The organism is Peribacillus sp. NPDC097225 (assembly GCF_044761955.1).
Lineage (GTDB): Bacteria > Bacillota > Bacilli > Bacillales > DSM-1321 > Peribacillus.
Map to the genome: position 1 here is coordinate 35,285 of NZ_JBIWDJ010000012.1, position 17,971 is coordinate 53,255.

At 41.4% G+C, this 17,971-nt stretch carries 16 protein-coding genes and 1 rRNA gene; all 17 read left to right on the forward strand.

Annotated features, from left to right (window positions below):
• Positions 1 to 270 precede the first annotated feature (270 nt).
• Positions 271 to 2,745, forward strand: coding sequence for a stage II sporulation protein E (gene spoIIE, locus ACIQXH_RS19490; protein WP_402875932.1), 2,475 nt, complete (start codon positions 271 to 273; stop codon positions 2,743 to 2,745).
• Positions 2,746 to 2,949: 204 nt separating this feature from the next.
• Positions 2,950 to 3,687 carry a VWA domain-containing protein gene (locus tag ACIQXH_RS19495; RefSeq protein ID WP_402875934.1) on the forward strand — a complete coding sequence of 246 codons (738 nt, stop codon included), beginning with the start codon at positions 2,950 to 2,952 and terminating at the stop codon, positions 3,685 to 3,687.
• Positions 3,653 to 4,621, forward strand: a complete 969-nt coding sequence (locus ACIQXH_RS19500; RefSeq protein WP_402875935.1) for a protein kinase domain-containing protein — start codon at positions 3,653 to 3,655, stop codon at positions 4,619 to 4,621. Before ACIQXH_RS19495 ends, ACIQXH_RS19500 begins: the two co-directional genes overlap by 35 nt.
• Positions 4,622 to 4,714: 93 nt before the next feature.
• Positions 4,715 to 6,109, forward strand: a complete 1,395-nt coding sequence (gene tilS, locus ACIQXH_RS19505) for a tRNA lysidine(34) synthetase TilS (protein WP_402875937.1) — start codon at positions 4,715 to 4,717, stop codon at positions 6,107 to 6,109.
• Between the two features lie 31 nt (positions 6,110 to 6,140).
• Positions 6,141 to 6,680, forward strand: a complete 540-nt coding sequence (hpt, locus tag ACIQXH_RS19510) for a hypoxanthine phosphoribosyltransferase (protein ID WP_402875962.1) — start codon at positions 6,141 to 6,143, stop codon at positions 6,678 to 6,680.
• Positions 6,681 to 6,797: 117 nt separating this feature from the next.
• Positions 6,798 to 8,855, forward strand: coding sequence for an ATP-dependent zinc metalloprotease FtsH (ftsH, locus tag ACIQXH_RS19515; protein WP_402875938.1), 2,058 nt, complete (start codon positions 6,798 to 6,800; stop codon positions 8,853 to 8,855).
• Between the two features lie 184 nt (positions 8,856 to 9,039).
• Complete coding sequence (locus ACIQXH_RS19520) at positions 9,040 to 9,819, forward strand: type III pantothenate kinase (RefSeq protein ID WP_402875963.1); 780 nt, start codon at positions 9,040 to 9,042, stop codon at positions 9,817 to 9,819.
• A gap of 31 nt (positions 9,820 to 9,850) precedes the next feature.
• Positions 9,851 to 10,732, forward strand: a complete 882-nt coding sequence (gene hslO, locus ACIQXH_RS19525) for an Hsp33 family molecular chaperone HslO (protein ID WP_402875940.1) — start codon at positions 9,851 to 9,853, stop codon at positions 10,730 to 10,732.
• A 23-nt stretch (positions 10,733 to 10,755) separates the two neighbouring features.
• Positions 10,756 to 11,652, forward strand: coding sequence for a peptidyl-prolyl cis-trans isomerase (locus tag ACIQXH_RS19530; protein ID WP_402875944.1), 897 nt, complete (start codon positions 10,756 to 10,758; stop codon positions 11,650 to 11,652).
• 126 nt (positions 11,653 to 11,778) lie between these two features.
• The gene (gene cysK, locus ACIQXH_RS19535; protein WP_402875947.1) at positions 11,779 to 12,705 is read left to right on the forward strand and encodes a cysteine synthase A; all 927 of its coding nucleotides are present in this window, start codon (positions 11,779 to 11,781) and stop codon (positions 12,703 to 12,705) included.
• 158 nt (positions 12,706 to 12,863) lie between these two features.
• Complete coding sequence (gene folP, locus ACIQXH_RS19540) at positions 12,864 to 13,709, forward strand: dihydropteroate synthase (RefSeq protein WP_402875949.1); 846 nt, start codon at positions 12,864 to 12,866, stop codon at positions 13,707 to 13,709.
• Positions 13,702 to 14,061: a dihydroneopterin aldolase gene (gene folB / locus ACIQXH_RS19545; RefSeq protein ID WP_402875951.1), complete on the forward strand. Its 360-nt coding sequence runs from the start codon at positions 13,702 to 13,704 to the stop codon at positions 14,059 to 14,061. Before folP ends, folB begins: the two co-directional genes overlap by 8 nt.
• 1 nt (position 14,062) lies before the next feature.
• A complete protein-coding gene (gene folK, locus ACIQXH_RS19550) occupies positions 14,063 to 14,590 on the forward strand; it encodes a 2-amino-4-hydroxy-6-hydroxymethyldihydropteridine diphosphokinase (protein WP_402959614.1) in 528 nt (175 codons plus the stop codon).
• Positions 14,542 to 14,754, forward strand: a complete 213-nt coding sequence (locus ACIQXH_RS19555; protein ID WP_402875955.1) for a helix-turn-helix domain-containing protein — start codon at positions 14,542 to 14,544, stop codon at positions 14,752 to 14,754. The genes folK and ACIQXH_RS19555 overlap by 49 nt, the downstream gene beginning before the upstream one ends.
• 24 nt (positions 14,755 to 14,778) lie before the next feature.
• On the forward strand, positions 14,779 to 15,777 hold the full coding sequence (gene dusB, locus ACIQXH_RS19560; protein ID WP_402875956.1) for a tRNA dihydrouridine synthase DusB: 999 nt from the start codon (positions 14,779 to 14,781) through the stop codon (positions 15,775 to 15,777).
• Positions 15,778 to 15,972: 195 nt separating this feature from the next.
• Positions 15,973 to 17,466, forward strand: a complete 1,494-nt coding sequence (gene lysS / locus ACIQXH_RS19565) for a lysine--tRNA ligase (RefSeq protein ID WP_402875958.1) — start codon at positions 15,973 to 15,975, stop codon at positions 17,464 to 17,466.
• A 416-nt stretch (positions 17,467 to 17,882) separates the two neighbouring features.
• Positions 17,883 to 17,971: ribosomal RNA gene (locus tag ACIQXH_RS19570) — 16S ribosomal RNA — on the forward strand; the annotation flags it as partial.

Genomic DNA, 17,971 nt, shown 5'->3' on the forward strand with positions numbered 1-17,971 from the left:
TCAACAGAAAAAAGAAAAAATGTCACTTTCCAAATTTAACTTAAATATTCAGGGCATTTTCCACAAAAATAACCTAAAAACTTTGCTTTTCTTCAGAAATAAAAGAACGCCTGTTCCTCTATTTAAGAAAAGCGTTTAAAAACCTGTATACAAATGAACGTTCAAGAAGAATTTCGTCGAACGTTTTTTAGTATGACTTATAAAATTATGACAAAAAAATAGAGATGTCCTCTATATAATAAAAATCAATAATACGAATGGGGTGTTGAAATGGAGAAAATCGAAAGACCTATGATGGAACCGCTTGGAGATGTTCAGTTAAAGGAAGCGAAGGATGGGGCGATCAATTGGATTCAGACGCTTCAGGCAAAAACGGATGACATATTTATAAAGAAGGGAATTTCATTAGCCATTATCGGTTTTTTATTAGGACGAGCCTTGATTCTTTCACAATTATCACCATTTGCCCTTCCGTTTTTCGCTGCTGTGTTTCTCATGCGTCGTGATCGAGCGCCACTTGCACTATTCGGTTTAATCGCAGGGGGGCTGACCATTCATTACTCCAATAGTTTAGTGATCTTTGCATCCGCGTTCCTGCTCCTTCTTTTTAATAAGATTAAGAGACCGGGAGTTGAAGGACAGTTCAAGACGATGTCGATGTATGTGTTCGCTTCACTCTTCCTGGTCAACCTGGCCCAGCAATATCTGGTCTTCCGAACGATTCAGCTATACGACATGATGATGATCGGGGTGGAGGCGGGACTCGCAATGATTCTTACCCTAATATTCATACAGTCCATCCCGCTGCTATCCATACGTAAAAAATCGCAATCATTAAGGACGGAGGAAATCGTCAGTATAATCATCCTGCTTGCATCAGTGATGACCGGGACAATAGGCTGGATGATTTATGATTTATCTCTCGACCATATATTTTCACGATATCTGGTCCTCCTATTCGGGCTGGCAGGAGGGGCCGCCATAGGCTCCACTGTCGGCGTCGTCACCGGTTTAATATTTAGCCTGGCAAGCATCGCGAGTCTCTATCAAATGAGCCTCCTTGCCTTTTCGGGCTTGCTTGGGGGATTACTGAAGGAGGGAAGAAAGGTCGGCGTTGCCGCAGGCCTATTAATTGCAACGCTATTAATAGGCCTGTACGGAGAAGGAACCAACAATATCATGGTCACACTATATGAATCGCTTATTGCCGTCTTATTATTCGTATTAACACCGTCATCCATCATAAATAAAATTGCCAAGCATATACCCGGAACCGCTGAAAATTCAGATGAACAGCAGCAGTATGCCCGGAAAGTGAGGGACGTGACCGCCCAAAGGGTAGAACAGTTCTCACATGTATTCGAGGCGCTTTCCAATAGTTTCTCACAAGTCGATGAAAGAGGAAGAGTGGAGGAGGATGAAAAAGAGTTTGATTACTTTTTAAGCAATGTTACTGAAAAGACCTGTCAGATCTGTTTTAAGAAGGATCAATGCTGGGCCAAGAACTTTAATACAACCTATGATGGAATGCAGGAAATTATGATTCAATTGAGTGAAAATGATGGACAGCTTCCCCAAAAAACGTCAAAGGAGTGGGATAAGTACTGTACGAGAGGTCCGCAGGTCGTAGGGGCGATAGCCCAGGAACTTAATTATTACGAAGCCAATCAAAAACTGAAAAGGCAGGTGAAAGAGAGTAGGAGACTAGTAGCTGATCAGTTACGGGGTGTATCAGCCGTAATGGAGGACTTCGCCAAGGAAATTCAAAGGGAAAGGAAAAATCATCATCTGCATGAGGAATCTATAATGGAGGCCATTCAGGATTTTGGTCTAAATATTGGGTATGTGGAGATTTACAGCCTTGAACAGGGAGGTGTCGATATAGAAATGAGCGTCCCTTACTGTCAAGGAAGGGGGGAATGCGAGAAATTGATTGCTCCTATGCTTTCCGATATTTTAGGGGAAACGATTGTTGTTCATTCTGAGGAATGTGCCAAGTATCCACAAGGCCAATGTGAGGTGATATTCAGGTCGGCAAAAAAATTCACGGTTGAAACGGGTGTAGCACATGCTGCAAAGGGAGGAGGGCTTGTATCAGGGGATAGTTATACGACAATGGAAATTGGCGCCGGGAAATATGCGATTGCCATAAGCGACGGGATGGGCAATGGGGAGAGGGCTCATTATGAAAGCACGGAAACATTGAAGTTACTTCAGAAATTTTTACAATCCGGAATAGAAGAAAAGATAGCCATAAAATCTGTAAACTCCGTATTATCTCTGCGAACGACTGATGAAATATTTTCTACTCTTGACCTAGTAATGATTGACCTTCAAGATGCAAAGGCTAGATTTTTAAAAATCTGTTCCATACCAAGCTTTATTAAGAGGGGGGATAAAATCATTAAAATAGAATCCAGTAACCTGCCAATGGGCATTATTCAAGAAGTTGATGTAGATGTCGTATCCGAGGAACTGAGGGATGGCGATATATTGATCATGATGAGTGATGGAGTGTTCGATGGCCCATCTCATGTGGAAAACATTGAGTTTTGGCTTAAACGGAAAATCAAGGAAATGGAAACGGACGACCCACAGGAAATATCTGATCTAATCCTAGAAGAAGTCATACGGACAAAAGGAGTCATAGATGACGACATGACAGTGGTCACTTCGAAAATCAAGCATAATACACCGAAATGGGCATCGATTCCCGTTTCGGCCAAACGAAAAAAAGCCCAATAGAGGAGGAGTGCCTATAAAAACCATAAGGAGGAATCAATGTGCCAAGTTGGTACCTTTTCACCCGATATAACAAGTTCGCAGGAACTAAGATTTACATAGGCAACCAGTCATAGAATGTTGACTGGTTGCCTATGTATTTTATTGTATAAATTCCTCCCTTTTAGTCAAGTATGGTAACAGATTGAAAGGAAGGGAGAGCCAAACATGAAAGCAGGTACATTAAGACAGGTTTTGCTTATAACGGACGGCTGCTCGAATCATGGTGAGGAGCCTGCTTCAGTAGCTGCACTAGCAAGGGAGCAGGGCGTCACCATCAATGTCATAGGAGTATTGGAAAACGATGTAATAGATGAAAAGGGCCTGAAAGAGATCGAGAAAATTGCGGGTGCCGGGGGCGGCGTCAGCCAAATCGTTTATGCTCAACAATTATCACAAACCGTTCAGATGGTGACTCAAAAAGCCATGACGCAAACTATACAAGGAGTTATTAATCGTGAACTTCAACAAATATTAGGTGACTCTAGAACGATGGAAGATCTCCCGCCAGATAAAAGAGGAGAAGTGATGGAGGTGGTCGACGAGCTAGGAGAAACGAGCGAGCTTGAGGTGCTAATCCTTGTCGATACAAGTGCGAGTATGAAACATAAGCTTCCGACCGTGAAGGATTCCTTGTTAGACCTTTCCCTCAGTATGAATGCAAGAATGGGCGATAGCCGGTTTTCCGTCTTTGCATTTCCCGGGAAAAGGAATGATGTGGAAAAACTGCTTGATTGGACGCCGAACTTGGAAGCGTTGACGAAAATATTCTCCAAGCTTAGTACGGGAGGGCTCACACCAACAGGACCAGCAATACGGGAAGCACTTTCTTATTTCAATAAAAAACGTTCGTTGAGGGGATTGTTATCGAATGATGATGAACAATACTTTGAGGAATCTATGTAAGCTCCCCCCTGGAAGTATCATTACTGGAAAGTGGAATAAGAACCATTACACAATTATCAAGGAGTTGGGCTGCGGTGCTAACGGATTTGTTTATCTAGTAGAAAGCAAAAACCGTCATTATGCTCTGAAGCTCAGTGATAATGGGACATCGATCATTTCAGAGATGAATATTCTAAAATCCTTTTCCAAGGTCCAGGGGTCTACCCTTGGACCTTCATTTTTGGAAGCGGATGATTTTATGACCAAAGGAAAGCAACTCCCGTTTTATGTAATGGAGTATATTCACGGTCATGATTTCTTGTATTTCATTGAGAAGAAAGGGTTCTCGTGGATTGGGGTCTTGGCCCTTCAATTATTGACTAGTTTATCTGCCTTGCATGCAAATGGGTGGGTCTTTGGCGATCTAAAGCCAGAGAATTTGATCGTGACTTCCCAGGACTATAAAGTACGATGTGTAGATGTCGGCGGAACGACCTTGATTGGGAGATCGGTGAAGGAATTCACCGAATTCTTCGATAGGGGATACTGGGGGTTGGGGTCAAGAAAGGCTGACCTACAATATGATTTGTTCGCTGTTGCCATGATTATCATCAATTCGGCCTATCCAGCGCGTTTTCAGAAAAAAGGGGAAGGGTATAGTCAACTAACAGACGTGATTAAACAGAAAAAGGAATTGCAACCATATAGAAAGATGCTGGATAAGGCGCTTCTCGGGAAGTATGACTCCGCCTTACGGATGCGTGAGGACCTAGTTGTCTTACTTAGTGACAAGAATCATTCAAAGAAAAAGACGTCGAGTCAAGCTACTACGAGACAAGCAAGAAGAAGCCAGAGGCAGCCGAAGAAAAAGAAGGGGGGATTTGTAGAGACTTTTTTAGTGGTGGCCGTCATCTCGATAATCTATGTTCTTTACATATATGAACAGTTGTTATGATATAGTTAATAAAGTGTAGAGGTGGAATATTTGAAACCCATTACACTTTTTAAACGTAGAAACTAATACCTGTACATAAAGAAGGAAGATCCCATGTTAAAGGAAAAAGTTCTAAAGACCATTCATAGGAACCACTTGATTCAGGAAGGTTCGAAATTGCTCGTAGGTGTATCTGGAGGGCCTGACTCATTGGCACTTTTACATTTCCTTAAGGAAGCCCAACCTATTTTTCATTATGAGCTCATTGTTGCGAGTGTTGACCATATGTTTCGGGGCGACGAATCCCTTGCCGATTATCAGTATGTCAAACAAATGTGCGAACAGTGGGATATTGTTTTTGAAGGCAAAAGGATTGATGTGCCAGCATATATTGAAAAAACCGGTCAGAGTTCTCAATTGTCATCAAGAATGCTGCGTTTTGCTTTTTTTGAAGAAATGATGGATAAACATCAGGCAGATACGCTCGTTTTGGGACACCATGGCGATGATCAAGTCGAAACGATTCTCATGCGTTTGACTCGAGGGGCGACAGGTCAAGCGAGAGCAGGAATCTCCCTGAAAAGACCTTTCCATGGCGGTCAGCTAATCAGGCCTTTTTTGGAAGTTACCAAGGATGAAATCATCGAATACGCAACCGTTCATCATCTTGAGCCTAGATACGACCCAAGTAATGAAAAGAATGATTACCTGAGAAATCGTTTCAGGCACGAAGTCCTTCCGTTCCTAAAGAAAGAAAATAGGCTTGTTCATGAACACTTCCAGCGCTTTAGTGAAGAGGTAATGGAAGATGAGAAGTTCTTACAGGATCTGGTCAGGAAAGAAATGTCCGAGATATGGGTTCAACAGGATAGGAAACATTCTGTAATTCGGATAGATAAGGTACTTGCGATGCCTAAACCTTTACAAAGAAGATCTATTCAACTAATATTAAACTATCTTTATTTGAAGAGACCTTCATCGCTTTCGGCATTACATATCGATCAACTTTTAGCTTTGTTTTTAAATCCTCAACCTTCAGCAGAACTGCATCTCCCGGAAGGCCTTATTGTAGAAAAATCCTATCAAACATGCATCTTTAGTTTTTTTCGCCAAGAAAGCCAAGAATATTCTATTATAGTACAAATTCCCGGTGAGACTATTCTTCCGAATGGATATAAAATTAAAGCACACTATATAAAAGATGAAATTCCCTATAGTAAAGGAAATGATTCTTTTATACTCCCTGAATCGGCTGTTCGACTCCCATTGATTGCCCGCACAAGGCAGGAAGGCGATAGAATGGATGTTAAGGGATTGGGTGGAACGAAAAAGTTGAAGGGGATTTTTATCAATGAGAAAGTCCCGATGCTAGAAAGAAATGCATGGCCGATTATCATCGATCAAGCAGGGATGGTCATTTGGCTTCCCGGTTTAAAGAAATCGGATGTTGAGGCGGACCAGGTTTCTGATGAATCATCTTTAATCTACTTAGAATATAATAAAGCTTAATCTTCTTGGGGGGCAATTAATTACAATGACCATGCAAAATGACATTGAAAAAGTGTTAATATCTGAGGAAGAACTTCAACAGAAAATCAGAGAAGTGGGAGCACAGCTTGAGGCTGATTACAAAGATAAGTTCCCACTGGCTATCGGTGTTTTAAAAGGCGCTATGCCATTTATGTCAGATTTATTGAAACGTGTTGATACACACCTTGAAATGGACTTCATGGATGTTTCGAGCTATGGAAACTCCACTGTATCATCTGGTGAAGTGAAAATCATCAAAGACCTTGATACATCAGTAGAAGGCCGTGACGTACTAATCATTGAGGATATCATCGACAGTGGTTTAACTCTAAGCTATCTTGCAGAGCTCTTCCGCTACCGCAAAGCAAAATCCATTAAAATTGTTACATTGTTAGACAAACCAACAGGCAGGAAGGCTGACATTACTCCGGATTACGTTGGATTTATCGTCCCTGATGCATTTGTTGTAGGATATGGCCTGGATTATGCGGAAAGATATCGTAATCTCCCATACATCGGCATATTGAAACCTGAGATTTACACGAAATAATAGTATTCAGTTAAAAGAGATGGCCAGATAAAAACAGCGGTGTTAAATTATTGTAATTCATTAATTTTGTATGATAATATTTACTATAGTTTGTTTACCCGTGGGAGGAGGTAAGGGATGAATCGGATCTTCCGTAATACCATATTTTATTTACTGATATTTTTAGTCATCATTGGGATTGTGAGCATCTTTAACAATAACAATGAACCTCAGGAAAAATTGACCCAAGATCAATTCTATAAGCATTTGGAGAGTGGGGACGTCAAGTCATTAACGATGCAACCCGAAGGCAGTGTTTTTGAAATTACAGGGAAGCTGAAGGAATATGATGAAAACAAGTATTTTGTTGCATACGTTCCATTTAGTGAGTATGCACAGAGTCGCATTGGCGAAGCTGTAGAAAAACAAGGTACTGAAGTTGTTGATGTTTTACCTCCAAAACAAACAAGTGGCTGGGTTACATTCTTTACTTCGATCATTCCATTTGTAATCATTTTCATACTATTCTTCTTTTTACTTAACCAAGCACAAGGCGGCGGTGGCGGCCGAGTGATGAACTTCGGGAAAAGTAAGGCGAAGCTGTATAACGATGATAAGAAGAAAGTTCGTTTCAATGATGTTGCCGGGGCAGACGAAGAAAAGCAAGAGCTTGTAGAGGTCGTGGAATTCTTAAAAGACCCTCGCAAATTTGCTGAGCTTGGTGCCCGTATTCCTAAAGGGGTCCTATTGGTGGGTCCTCCAGGTACAGGTAAAACCTTACTTGCACGAGCGGTAGCTGGTGAAGCAGGCACGCCTTTCTTCTCAATCAGTGGATCTGATTTCGTAGAAATGTTCGTTGGTGTCGGTGCATCTCGTGTTCGTGACTTATTTGAAAATGCAAAGAAAAACGCACCATGTATCATCTTCATTGATGAAATCGATGCAGTAGGTCGTCAAAGGGGCGCAGGCCTTGGCGGCGGTCATGATGAACGTGAACAAACGTTGAACCAATTGCTTGTTGAAATGGACGGTTTCGGTGGAAATGAAGGCATTATCATCATCGCCGCAACAAACCGTGCAGATGTATTGGATCCAGCATTGCTACGACCTGGCCGCTTCGACCGTCAAATTACAGTTGGGCGCCCAGATGTAAAAGGCCGTGAAGAAGTATTGAAAGTTCATGCTCGTAACAAGCCTTTAGCAGAAAGCGTGGATTTAAAAGCAATCGCTCAACGTACACCTGGATTCTCGGGTGCCGATCTTGAAAACTTACTGAATGAGGCGGCTCTTGTTGCAGCCCGTCAAGATAAGAAAAAAATCGATATGTCCGATTTGGATGAAGCGTCGGATCGGGTAATTGCAGGTCCTGCAAAGAAAAATCGTGTGATATCGAAAAAAGAACGGAATATTGTTGCCTGGCATGAAGCGGGTCATACAATTATCGGTCTGGTCCTCGATGATGCAGAAGTGGTTCATAAAGTTACGATTGTCCCTCGTGGTCAAGCTGGTGGATATGCCGTCATGCTTCCGAAAGAAGACCGTTTCTTCATGACCGAGCCTGAACTAAAAGATAAGATCGTTGGTCTTTTAGGTGGTAGGGTAGCCGAAGAAGTTACTTTTGGTGAAGTGAGTACGGGTGCTCATAATGACTTCCAACGTGCGACAGGCATTGCCCGTAGTATGGTTATGGAATATGGAATGAGTAAACTTGGACCTCTTCAGTTTGGAAATTCACAAGGACAGGTGTTCTTGGGCCGCGACTTCAATAATGACCAAAACTATTCCGATGCAATCGCTTATGAGATTGATTTGGAAATACAACGCATCATTAGAGAAGCTTACGAAAGATGTAAGAAAATCCTTACTGAAAATCGTGAAAAACTTGATTTGGTTGCCAAGACCCTGCTAGAAGTGGAAACGCTGGATGCAGAACAAATCAAAGGGCTTTTCCAAGATGGTAAATTACCAGAACGGGATTATACAGCTCTTAATGGGAATTTGACTACTGATGAAAACGTAAAAGTTAACATCAATACGAAAAAGGAAAAAGAGGCTCTTTTAGATCCATTGGATAAAAGAGAACCTGAGGACCTTGAGATAACGGAGGAAGGATTGAATACACCTCCGATTGAAGAAGGTACACCTCAAGATAAGCCACTTTCTTTCCCAAAAGAAGATGACAATAAAAAGTTGTAAGTTGACTTGAAACCAAAAGGGTATTTCCTCCTCGGAAATACCCTTTTCTTTACACTATAAATATGAGAAAGCCTACAAAATTTTCAGCTGGCATATTTTTACCTTTTGAGAAGCGCGACTAATAGCATCGAAAATAACAGTATGGTATGATGTGGGAGAATAATTTAGCGGAGTGGTGAAAACAATGATTTTTGTACTAGATGTTGGGAATACGAATACTGTATTAGGCGTATACGATGAAGAAATACTGAAATATCATTGGCGAATTGAAACAAGCCGCAATAAAACAGAAGATGAGTATGGAATGGTCATAAAGTCTTTACTGCAACATGAAGGTCTCTCATTCGACCAATTTGACGGCATCATTATATCATCGGTTGTACCGCCTATAATGTTTGCGCTTGAACGCATGTGCAAAAAATACTTTGGAATCAAACCACTTATCGTTGGACCTGGTATTAAAACGGGATTGAATATAAAGTATGAAAACCCTCGCGAAGTGGGAGCGGACAGAATTGTGAATGCCGTAGCAGGCATACAGGAATTTGGAAGCCCTCTCATCATCGTCGATTTTGGAACCGCAACGACATATTGTTATATAAATGAGGAAAAGCAGTACATGGGGGGAGCAATCGCCCCGGGGATCGGAATTTCTACAGAAGCGCTTTACTCGAAAGCATCCAAGCTACCGAGAATTGAAATTAGCCGTCCAGACGGAATAATAGGTAAAAATACGGTTTCGGCCATGCAGTCAGGTATTTTATACGGGTATGTAGGCCAAGTCGAAGGAATCGTAAACCGCATGAAAGCACAAAGTAATTTAGAGCCGACAGTCATTGCCACTGGTGGATTGGCCACGTTGATTGCCAATGAATCCACAGTTATCGATGTTGTGGAGCCCTTCTTAACATTAAAAGGCCTACAGCTAATTTACAAAAGGAACCGAGAGCAAGTAAAGAAGTAAACCTAAAAAAACAGCATGGGAGGACATATAAATGAAAGATTATTTAATAAAGGCGTTAGGATATGAAGGTCAAGTGCGAGCGTATGCGGTCTCCACAACAGAAACTGTAGGGGAAGCGCAACGGAGGCATTATACCTGGCCGACAGCATCGGCTGCACTTGGGCGTGCTATGACTGCCGGAGTAATGATGGGTGCCATGTTGAAAGGTGAAGAAAAGCTTACGATTAAAATCGAGGGCGGAGGACCTATAGGCTCCATCCTTGTTGATAGTAATGCAAAGGGGGAAGTGCGTGGATATGTAACGAACCCACAAACTCACTTTGATTTAAATGAACAAGGAAAATTGGATGTCAGAAGAGCGGTTGGAACCGAGGGGTTATTAACCGTCGTGAAAGACATTGGTTTACGTGATAATTTTTCTGGGCAGGTTCCTCTAGTTTCGGGAGAATTAGGTGAAGACTTCACGTATTATTTTGCAACATCAGAGCAGGTACCTTCCTCGGTGGGAGTGGGCGTATTAGTGAATCCTGATAACTCGATTCTAGCCGCAGGTGGTTTCATCATCCAACTAATGCCCGGTACTTCTGACGAAACAATTACGAAAATCGAACAACGTCTAAGCACCATCGTTCCTGTTTCTAAAATGATTCAAAATGGTTTAACTCCGGAAGAAATCCTAACAGAACTATTAGGGGAAGGAAATGTACAGGTTCTAGAAAAAATAGATGTAGAATTCTCATGCCCATGTTCAAGGGAAAGGATTTCTAATGCCTTAATAAGCCTCGGGCAAGAGGAAATCAGGGATATCATCGAGACGGAAGGACAGGCTGAGGCCCAATGCCATTTCTGTAATGAGACATACCAATTTTCCAAAGAGGACCTTGAAGAACTAGAAAAGGAAACACAAAAATAAAAAAAAGACGGGAGAAAAGGGTTTTGTCTAAACAAAAGCTTAGGGCAATCATTGCTGGTCTTGCCTTGTTGAACCTATTGACAATCCTAATCTTTGTCATCTGGCCATTCATCGCTTCCAAAATCACTTTAGGAGAGGAAACGGCAGCGAAGATTGGCTCTAAAGATATTTCCCGGGAAGCATGGATCAATGAACTTGAAAAACGATATGGTAAAGACGTGCTTGAGGAAATGGTTGATAAAGAAGTAGTGGGACAAGCAGCGAAAAAATACAAAGTGACCATATCCGAAGATGAAGTGGATCGGGAACTGAAGATGATGAAAACGATGTATGGAACTGCTGGTCAGAATCTAAGTAAAAGCAAAGCCCAATGGAAGCAGGAAATTCAATCGAATCTCCTGCTCGAGAAGCTGCTTACAAAGGATGTCACAGTTTCAGAAGCGACCATGGAGGACTATTATGAGAATAATAAGGACATCTATCGAATACCCACTACCTATCATATTTCTCAAATAACTACATCGACTAAGGCTCAAGCAGAGCAAATAATAAAAGAACTGAATAAAGGCGTTTCATTTCCTGTGTTAGCCATGGAGAAATCTCTTGATGAATTCACAGCAAATCAAGGGGGAGACATGGGGTATATATCGCAGGATAATGAACAAATCTCGAAAGCATATATTTCCGCTGCCGAAAAGTTAAAGGTGGGAAATTGGAGCCAACCGGTTGAGACGGATGAAGGATGGGCTGTTCTCTATTTACATGAGAAAATTGACGGTAGGCAATACTCGTATAAGGAAGTAAAAGAGCAAATACGCCGCCAAAAAGCCTTGGAACAAATCCAGGCGCCGGTATCCGGTAAGATTTTCTGGGATGAGTTTGATGTAGATTGGGTATATGGATCAGAAGATCAAAAGTAGGTAAAAGGATATAAAAGAAAATTTAGAAAATTGCAGATAAACATTGACAACGAACTAGTGAAACTGGTAACTTTAAATTAATAAAACCAATAAACATACTCGGTATTAATAAAAGGAGTGGAGAACATGGCACGTATAGTTAATTCAGTAACGGAATTAATCGGGCAAACGCCTATAGTAAAATTAAACAAGCTTCAAAACGAAAATAGTGCAGATATTTATTTGAAACTTGAATATTTTAACCCAGGGAGCAGCGTTAAAGACAGAATCGCTCTTGCTATGATCGAAGCCGCAGAAAAAAGTGGAGATCTTAAACAAGGCGATACGATCATTGAGCCTACAAGTGGTAACACTGGGATTGGCCTTGCGATGGTAGCTGCAGCAAAAGGGTATAAATCAATCCTTGTAATGCCTGAAACGATGAGCTTGGAACGTCGCAACTTGCTTCGTGCTTATGGAGCTGATTTAGTTCTAACGCCTGGACCTGAAGGAATGAAGGGTGCCATTGCTAAAGCGACTGAGTTATCTAAAGAACACGGATACTTCATTCCACAACAATTCGAAAATAAAGCGAACCCTGAAGTTCACCGTAATACTACCGGTCCAGAAATCATTGAAGCGTTTGGTGAAGATGGCCTGGATGCATTTATCGCAGGAATTGGAACGGGCGGTACGATTACTGGTGCAGGTGAAGTACTTCGTGAAAAATATCCTGATATTAAGATCTACGCTGTAGAGCCTGCCGATTCACCTGTATTGTCAGGAGGAAACCCCGGCCCACATAAAATTCAAGGAATCGGTGCAGGATTCGTTCCTAGCATTTTAAACACAGATCTTTATGATGAAGTTATTCAAGTAAACACGGATGAATCTTTTGAATACGCCCGTCGTGCTGCAAAAGAAGAAGGTATCCTAGGTGGTATTTCATCCGGTGGGGCTATCGCTGCCGCTGTTAAAGTTGCTGAGAAACTAGGAAAAGGCAAGAAAGTCCTTGTAATCATTCCAAGTAATGGTGAGCGTTACCTAAGTACACCTTTGTATAACTTTGAATAAGAGTAAAAGTTAACCGAGAAGCAAAGCACCTCTAGGGTGCTTTGCTTCTCTTTTTTGTGTAGTAATGAGGTTCTGGATTTTAAGGTGCTTGCGCTTTGCCTGGGTATATAGGTAAACTCATATATATACGTAGATTTTTTAATGAAGGAGAACGTCCTATGTCATTAGCTAGTACATCGAAGATCAAATGCGGTTCATTAGAATTGGATTACGGCAAAAAGACTTTAATTATGGGGATTTTAAATGTTACGCCTGATTCATTTTCCGATGGAGGAAAATATAATCGGGTAGATGCTGCATTAAGACATGCTGAGCAGATGGTTGAAGATGGTGCGGATATCTTGGACATCGGTGGTGAGTCGACCCGGCCTAATTATGAACGGATAACGGATGAGGAAGAGATAGAACGTGTCGTACCTATCATTGAAGCGATTTCCCGTACTTTTGAAATTCCTATCTCCGTTGATACGTACAAGTCCAAAGTTGCAGAAGCGGCATTGAAAGCAGGAGCGCACATCCTGAACGATATTTGGGGAGCAAAAGCAGATACACATATGGCAAAGGTAGCGGCTATGTACCAAGTTCCGATTATTTTAATGCACAACCGAGACAATATGGAGTACCAACAATTTATCCGTGATTCTTTGCAAGATCTATTCGAAAGCATTAGGATTGTGAAGAAAGAGGGAGTCTTGGATGAGAATATCATTCTAGATCCAGGTATCGGGTTTGCAAAAGATTTGACACTGAATTTGGAAATGATGAGGAATCTTGATAAGCTGGTATCATTAGGGTATCCAGTACTGCTCGCTACATCGAAAAAATCCATGATCGGACAAGTTCTTAATCTACCGGCACATGAACGTTTGGAAGGGACGGCAGCAACGATATGTCATGGGATTCTTCAGGGCTGCCAAATGGTCCGGGTGCATGATGTAAAGGAAATGGGACGTACAGCTAAAATGATGGATGCTCTTATAGGAAAAGGTGAGTTTAATGGATAAGATATTTGTGAATAAGATGGAATTCTACGGATACCATGGTGTATTTCCGGAAGAAACAAAGCTTGGCCAGCGATTTAGGGTGGATCTGACTGTAGAAGCGAATTTGGCCAAAGCGGGCATGAGCGATAATCTCGAAGACTCCATTAATTATGGTGAATTATATGAAGTCTGTAAAGGTATTGTTGAAGGGGAACCGTACAAGCTGGTGGAAGCTGTTGCAGAAAGGATTGCATCGGAGTTACTCACCAAGTTTCCGAAGATCATGGTGTGTACAGTGAAGATATATAAACCAGACCCTCCTATAGCAGGACACTATGAATCGGTTGCCATAGAGATTGTAAGGGGACGCTAAAATGAAAAATATATCGTATCTATCAATTGGTTCGAACATGGGGGAGAGCTTCGATACATTTCAAAGGGCTTTCCAATTATTGAGTGAAGATCCACATATTAAACTTGTCTCTTGTTCATCATTATATGAAACGGACCCTGTCGGATATACTGACCAGGATTGTTTTTTGAATGCTGTCATTAAGGTGGAAACCGATTTAACACCAGAGGACTTATTGCGAGCATGCATGCAAGTTGAACAAGAATTAGGAAGAAAAAGGAATGTTAGATGGGGTCCTCGTACGTTAGACCTTGACATTTTGTTATATAATCATGAAAATGTTGAGACGGAGATTCTTTCAATCCCTCATCCTCGGATGCATGAAAGAGCATTTGTGATTATTCCTTTAATGGAATTGGAATCAGATATAATTCTTCCGAAAATGAATACATCCTTGAGCGACCTGCTTGAAAAGATTCCGGATAAAGAAGGAGTTCGATTATGGAAGCTGAAAAATGGGGAAGGCGTATTCGCGCTTTTCGAAAGTTAAAAGGTTTTACCCAAGAGGAGTTCGCAAAAGAGATGGGTGTTTCTGTTTCTTTGTTGGGTGAAGTTGAAAGAGGGAACCGAAATCCCACAGAGGAATTTTTACTAGAAGTGGTGGATGTTCTTAAAGTTTCAATTGAGGATCTGCAACCACTTGAGGATAAATGAAAGAGTGGTATAGGGGGTCACGATGTGTTAAAAATAGGCGATATTGAAATGAAGAACCGGGTAGTTCTGGCTCCGATGGCGGGGGTATGTAATTCGGCTTTTCGTTTGACTGTCAAAGAGTTCGGTGCAGGATTGGTATGCGCAGAGATGGTAAGTGACAAGGGAATCGTTCTTCAAAATGCCAAAACGCTGAATATGCTTTATATAGATGAAAGAGAAAAACCGCTAAGCTTGCAAATCTTTGGTGGTGAAAAGAAAAATCTAGTTGAGGCAGCGAAGTTTGTAGATAAAAATACAACGGCAGACATCATTGATATCAACATGGGATGCCCTGTCCCGAAAATCACTAAATGTGATGCCGGTGCAAGATGGTTACTTGACCCAAATAAGATATATGAGATGGTTTCGGCAGTTGTGGATGCCGTAGATAAACCTGTTACTGTTAAAATGCGCATTGGCTGGGATGATGAACATGTATTTGCTGTTGAGAATGCCAAAGCGGTAGAACGTGCAGGGGGCAAGGCAATTTCCCTTCATGGCAGAACCCGGGTTCAATTGTATGAAGGGAAAGCTAATTGGGACATTATTCGAGAAGTGAAAAATTCCATTAACATTCCCTTGATTGGAAACGGTGATGTGGAAACCCCGCAAGATGCTGAAAGAATGCTAAAGGAAACTGGCGTTGATGGAGTCATGATTGGTCGGGCGGCCTTAGGGAACCCGTGGATGATATACAGGACAGTGAAGTATTTGGAAACTGGACAATTGATGGATGAGCCGACAGTCCGTGAAAAGATGGATGTATGCATTCTTCATATGGATCGTCTGATAGCGTTGAAAAATGAGCATGTTGCTGTCCGTGAAATGCGCAAGCATGCTGCCTGGTACCTTAAAGGTGTCAAAGGCAATGCAAAAGCACGTAAAGGTATTAATGAATGTGAGACTAGAGAAGATGTTACGCGACTTCTGTATGGACTCGTTGATGAATGTGAAGCGAGGGAACAAAACATCCAAATGGTTTGATGTTTGACATTACCTTCCTGTTTTTCTATAATACGTTTATCGAAAACTGCCAGTGAACCTGGCAGTTTTTATCTGTCCATATATTAGAATTTAAGATAAAAAGCTGTTGAAATCCTTTACTTTATGTAAGAATAAATAGGTATGCAATTAGAAAGTTCAAATAGTTATATGAGGCTTTGATTAATAGAGATGGAGATGATTTTCGTGAGTCATGAAGAATTGAATGACCAACTGCAGGTAAGACGCGACAAAATGCAGGCTATGATTGACAATGGACAAGACCCGTTCGGCAGTAGGTTCGAGCGTTCCCATACTTCGCAGGAGATTGTTGATGCATATGGTGCATTGGAAAAAGAAGAGTTAGAGGAGAAAGAAATAGAAGTTACCATTGCAGGTCGTGTCATGACCAAACGTGGTAAAGGGAAAGCTGGTTTTGCCAATATACAAGATATAAGTGGCCAAATCCAAATATACGTCCGCTTAGATAAGGTTGGAGAAGAGTCATACCAAATTTTCAATCAAACGGATCTTGGTGATATTGTGGGAATCACGGGTGTCATCTTTAAAACGAAAGTCGGCGAACTTTCCATTAAAGCTAAAGAATATGTGTTCCTTTCTAAAGCATTGCGCCCACTTCCCGATAAGTTCCACGGTTTGAAGGATGTAGAGGAGCGTTACCGGAAACGCTATGTTGACTTAATTACAAATGAAGAAAGTAAAAACACTTTAATCATGCGCAGTCGTATTGTGCAGGCTATGAGACGTTACTTAGACGATCAAGGATATTTGGAAGTGGAAACACCGCTATTGCACTCTGTAGCAGGTGGAGCGGCTGCACGCCCATTCCTGACTCACCATAATGCATTGGATATGCCCTTAAACTTAAGGATTGCCATTGAACTTCACTTGAAACGCCTGATTGTCGGCGGCTTAGAGAAAGTCTATGAAATCGGTAGAGTATTTAGGAATGAAGGGGTCTCCACTAGACATAACCCGGAATTCACTCTTATTGAATTATACGAGGCGTACGCGGATTATAAGGATATCATGAGCTTGACAGAGAACTTGGTTGCCCATATTGCACAAGAGGTTCTTGGAACCACAACTATCCAGTACGGAGAATATGAGATCGATTTAAAACCAGAGTGGAAAAGACTCCATATGGTTGATGCTGTAAAAGAATATACTGGTGTAGACTTTTGGACTACTATGAGCAAAGAAGAAGCGCAACAACTTGCGAAGGAAAATGGGATTGAAGTGAAAGAGTCCATGGAATTTGGTCATATCGTTAACGAATTCTTCGAACAAAAAGTAGAAGATAAGTTAATCCAACCTACATTCATCTATGGACACCCAGTAGAAATTTCACCTTTAGCGAAGAAAAACCCAGAGGATGATCGATTTACTGATCGATTTGAATTGTTCATAGTGGGAAGAGAGCATGCGAATGCATTCACGGAATTAAACGATCCAATTGATCAACGCCAACGCTTTGAGGCACAATTGAAAGAGCGTGAGCAAGGAAATGACGAAGCTCATGAAATGGATGAGGACTTCTTGGAGGCTTTAGAATATGGTATGCCGCCAACCGGAGGATTGGGAATTGGGGTCGACCGTCTGGTTATGTTGCTGACGAATTCGCCTTCGATTCGTGATGTTCTGTTATTCCCGTTAATGAGACATCGTTAAGCCATAAGGAAAACCGGTGAATCAGAACCGATTTAGGAAGTGTGTATATGAGCAGCGACTCATGGCACACTGTTCTAAATCGGTTTTTTGTTTTTTGATTATAATTTTGTTAGGTTGTTAGGGTTTGATTTTTAGCTTTTAAATAAAAACTTTTGCTATTTCAAAAAAACTTTAAAAAAGGTATTGCGCAGTTTGCGTAATGATGTTATATTTATATCTGTTGTTACGAACGAGTTTCACACGGATTACAAACTTCGAAAAAGTTTTAAAAAGTTCTTGACTCTGAGTTAACAAGATGTTATAATAAATAAGCTGTCGTAAGGCATTGCTCTTTGAAAACTGAACAAAACAAAGCGCCAACGTAAATTTTGAGTGAGCACACACTATAAAAAAGCAAAATGAGCAAGTCGAACATTTCTTCGGAGAGTTTGATCCTGGCTCAGGACGAACGCTGGCGGCGTGCCTAATACATGCAAGTCGAGCGAATCGATGGGAGCTTGCTCCC

Excerpts from the sequence above, each read along its gene's own strand:
- spoIIE (WP_402875932.1), top strand. The coding sequence starts at position 271 with ATGGAGAAAATCGAAAGACCTATGATGGAACCGCTTGGAGATGTTCAG.
- ACIQXH_RS19495 (WP_402875934.1), top strand. The coding sequence starts at position 2,950 with ATGAAAGCAGGTACATTAAGACAGGTTTTGCTTATAACGGACGGCTGC.
- ACIQXH_RS19500 (WP_402875935.1), top strand. The coding sequence starts at position 3,653 with ATGATGATGAACAATACTTTGAGGAATCTATGTAAGCTCCCCCCTGGA.
- tilS (WP_402875937.1), top strand. The coding sequence starts at position 4,715 with ATGTTAAAGGAAAAAGTTCTAAAGACCATTCATAGGAACCACTTGATT.
- hpt (WP_402875962.1), top strand. The coding sequence starts at position 6,141 with ATGCAAAATGACATTGAAAAAGTGTTAATATCTGAGGAAGAACTTCAA.
- ftsH (WP_402875938.1), top strand. The coding sequence starts at position 6,798 with ATGAATCGGATCTTCCGTAATACCATATTTTATTTACTGATATTTTTA.
- ACIQXH_RS19520 (WP_402875963.1), top strand. The coding sequence starts at position 9,040 with ATGATTTTTGTACTAGATGTTGGGAATACGAATACTGTATTAGGCGTA.
- hslO (WP_402875940.1), top strand. The coding sequence starts at position 9,851 with ATGAAAGATTATTTAATAAAGGCGTTAGGATATGAAGGTCAAGTGCGA.
- cysK (WP_402875947.1), top strand. The coding sequence starts at position 11,779 with ATGGCACGTATAGTTAATTCAGTAACGGAATTAATCGGGCAAACGCCT.
- folP (WP_402875949.1), top strand. The coding sequence starts at position 12,864 with ATGTCATTAGCTAGTACATCGAAGATCAAATGCGGTTCATTAGAATTG.
- folB (WP_402875951.1), top strand. The coding sequence starts at position 13,702 with ATGGATAAGATATTTGTGAATAAGATGGAATTCTACGGATACCATGGT.
- folK (WP_402959614.1), top strand. The coding sequence starts at position 14,063 with ATGAAAAATATATCGTATCTATCAATTGGTTCGAACATGGGGGAGAGC.
- ACIQXH_RS19555 (WP_402875955.1), top strand. The coding sequence starts at position 14,542 with ATGGAAGCTGAAAAATGGGGAAGGCGTATTCGCGCTTTTCGAAAGTTA.
- lysS (WP_402875958.1), top strand. The coding sequence starts at position 15,973 with ATGATTTTCGTGAGTCATGAAGAATTGAATGACCAACTGCAGGTAAGA.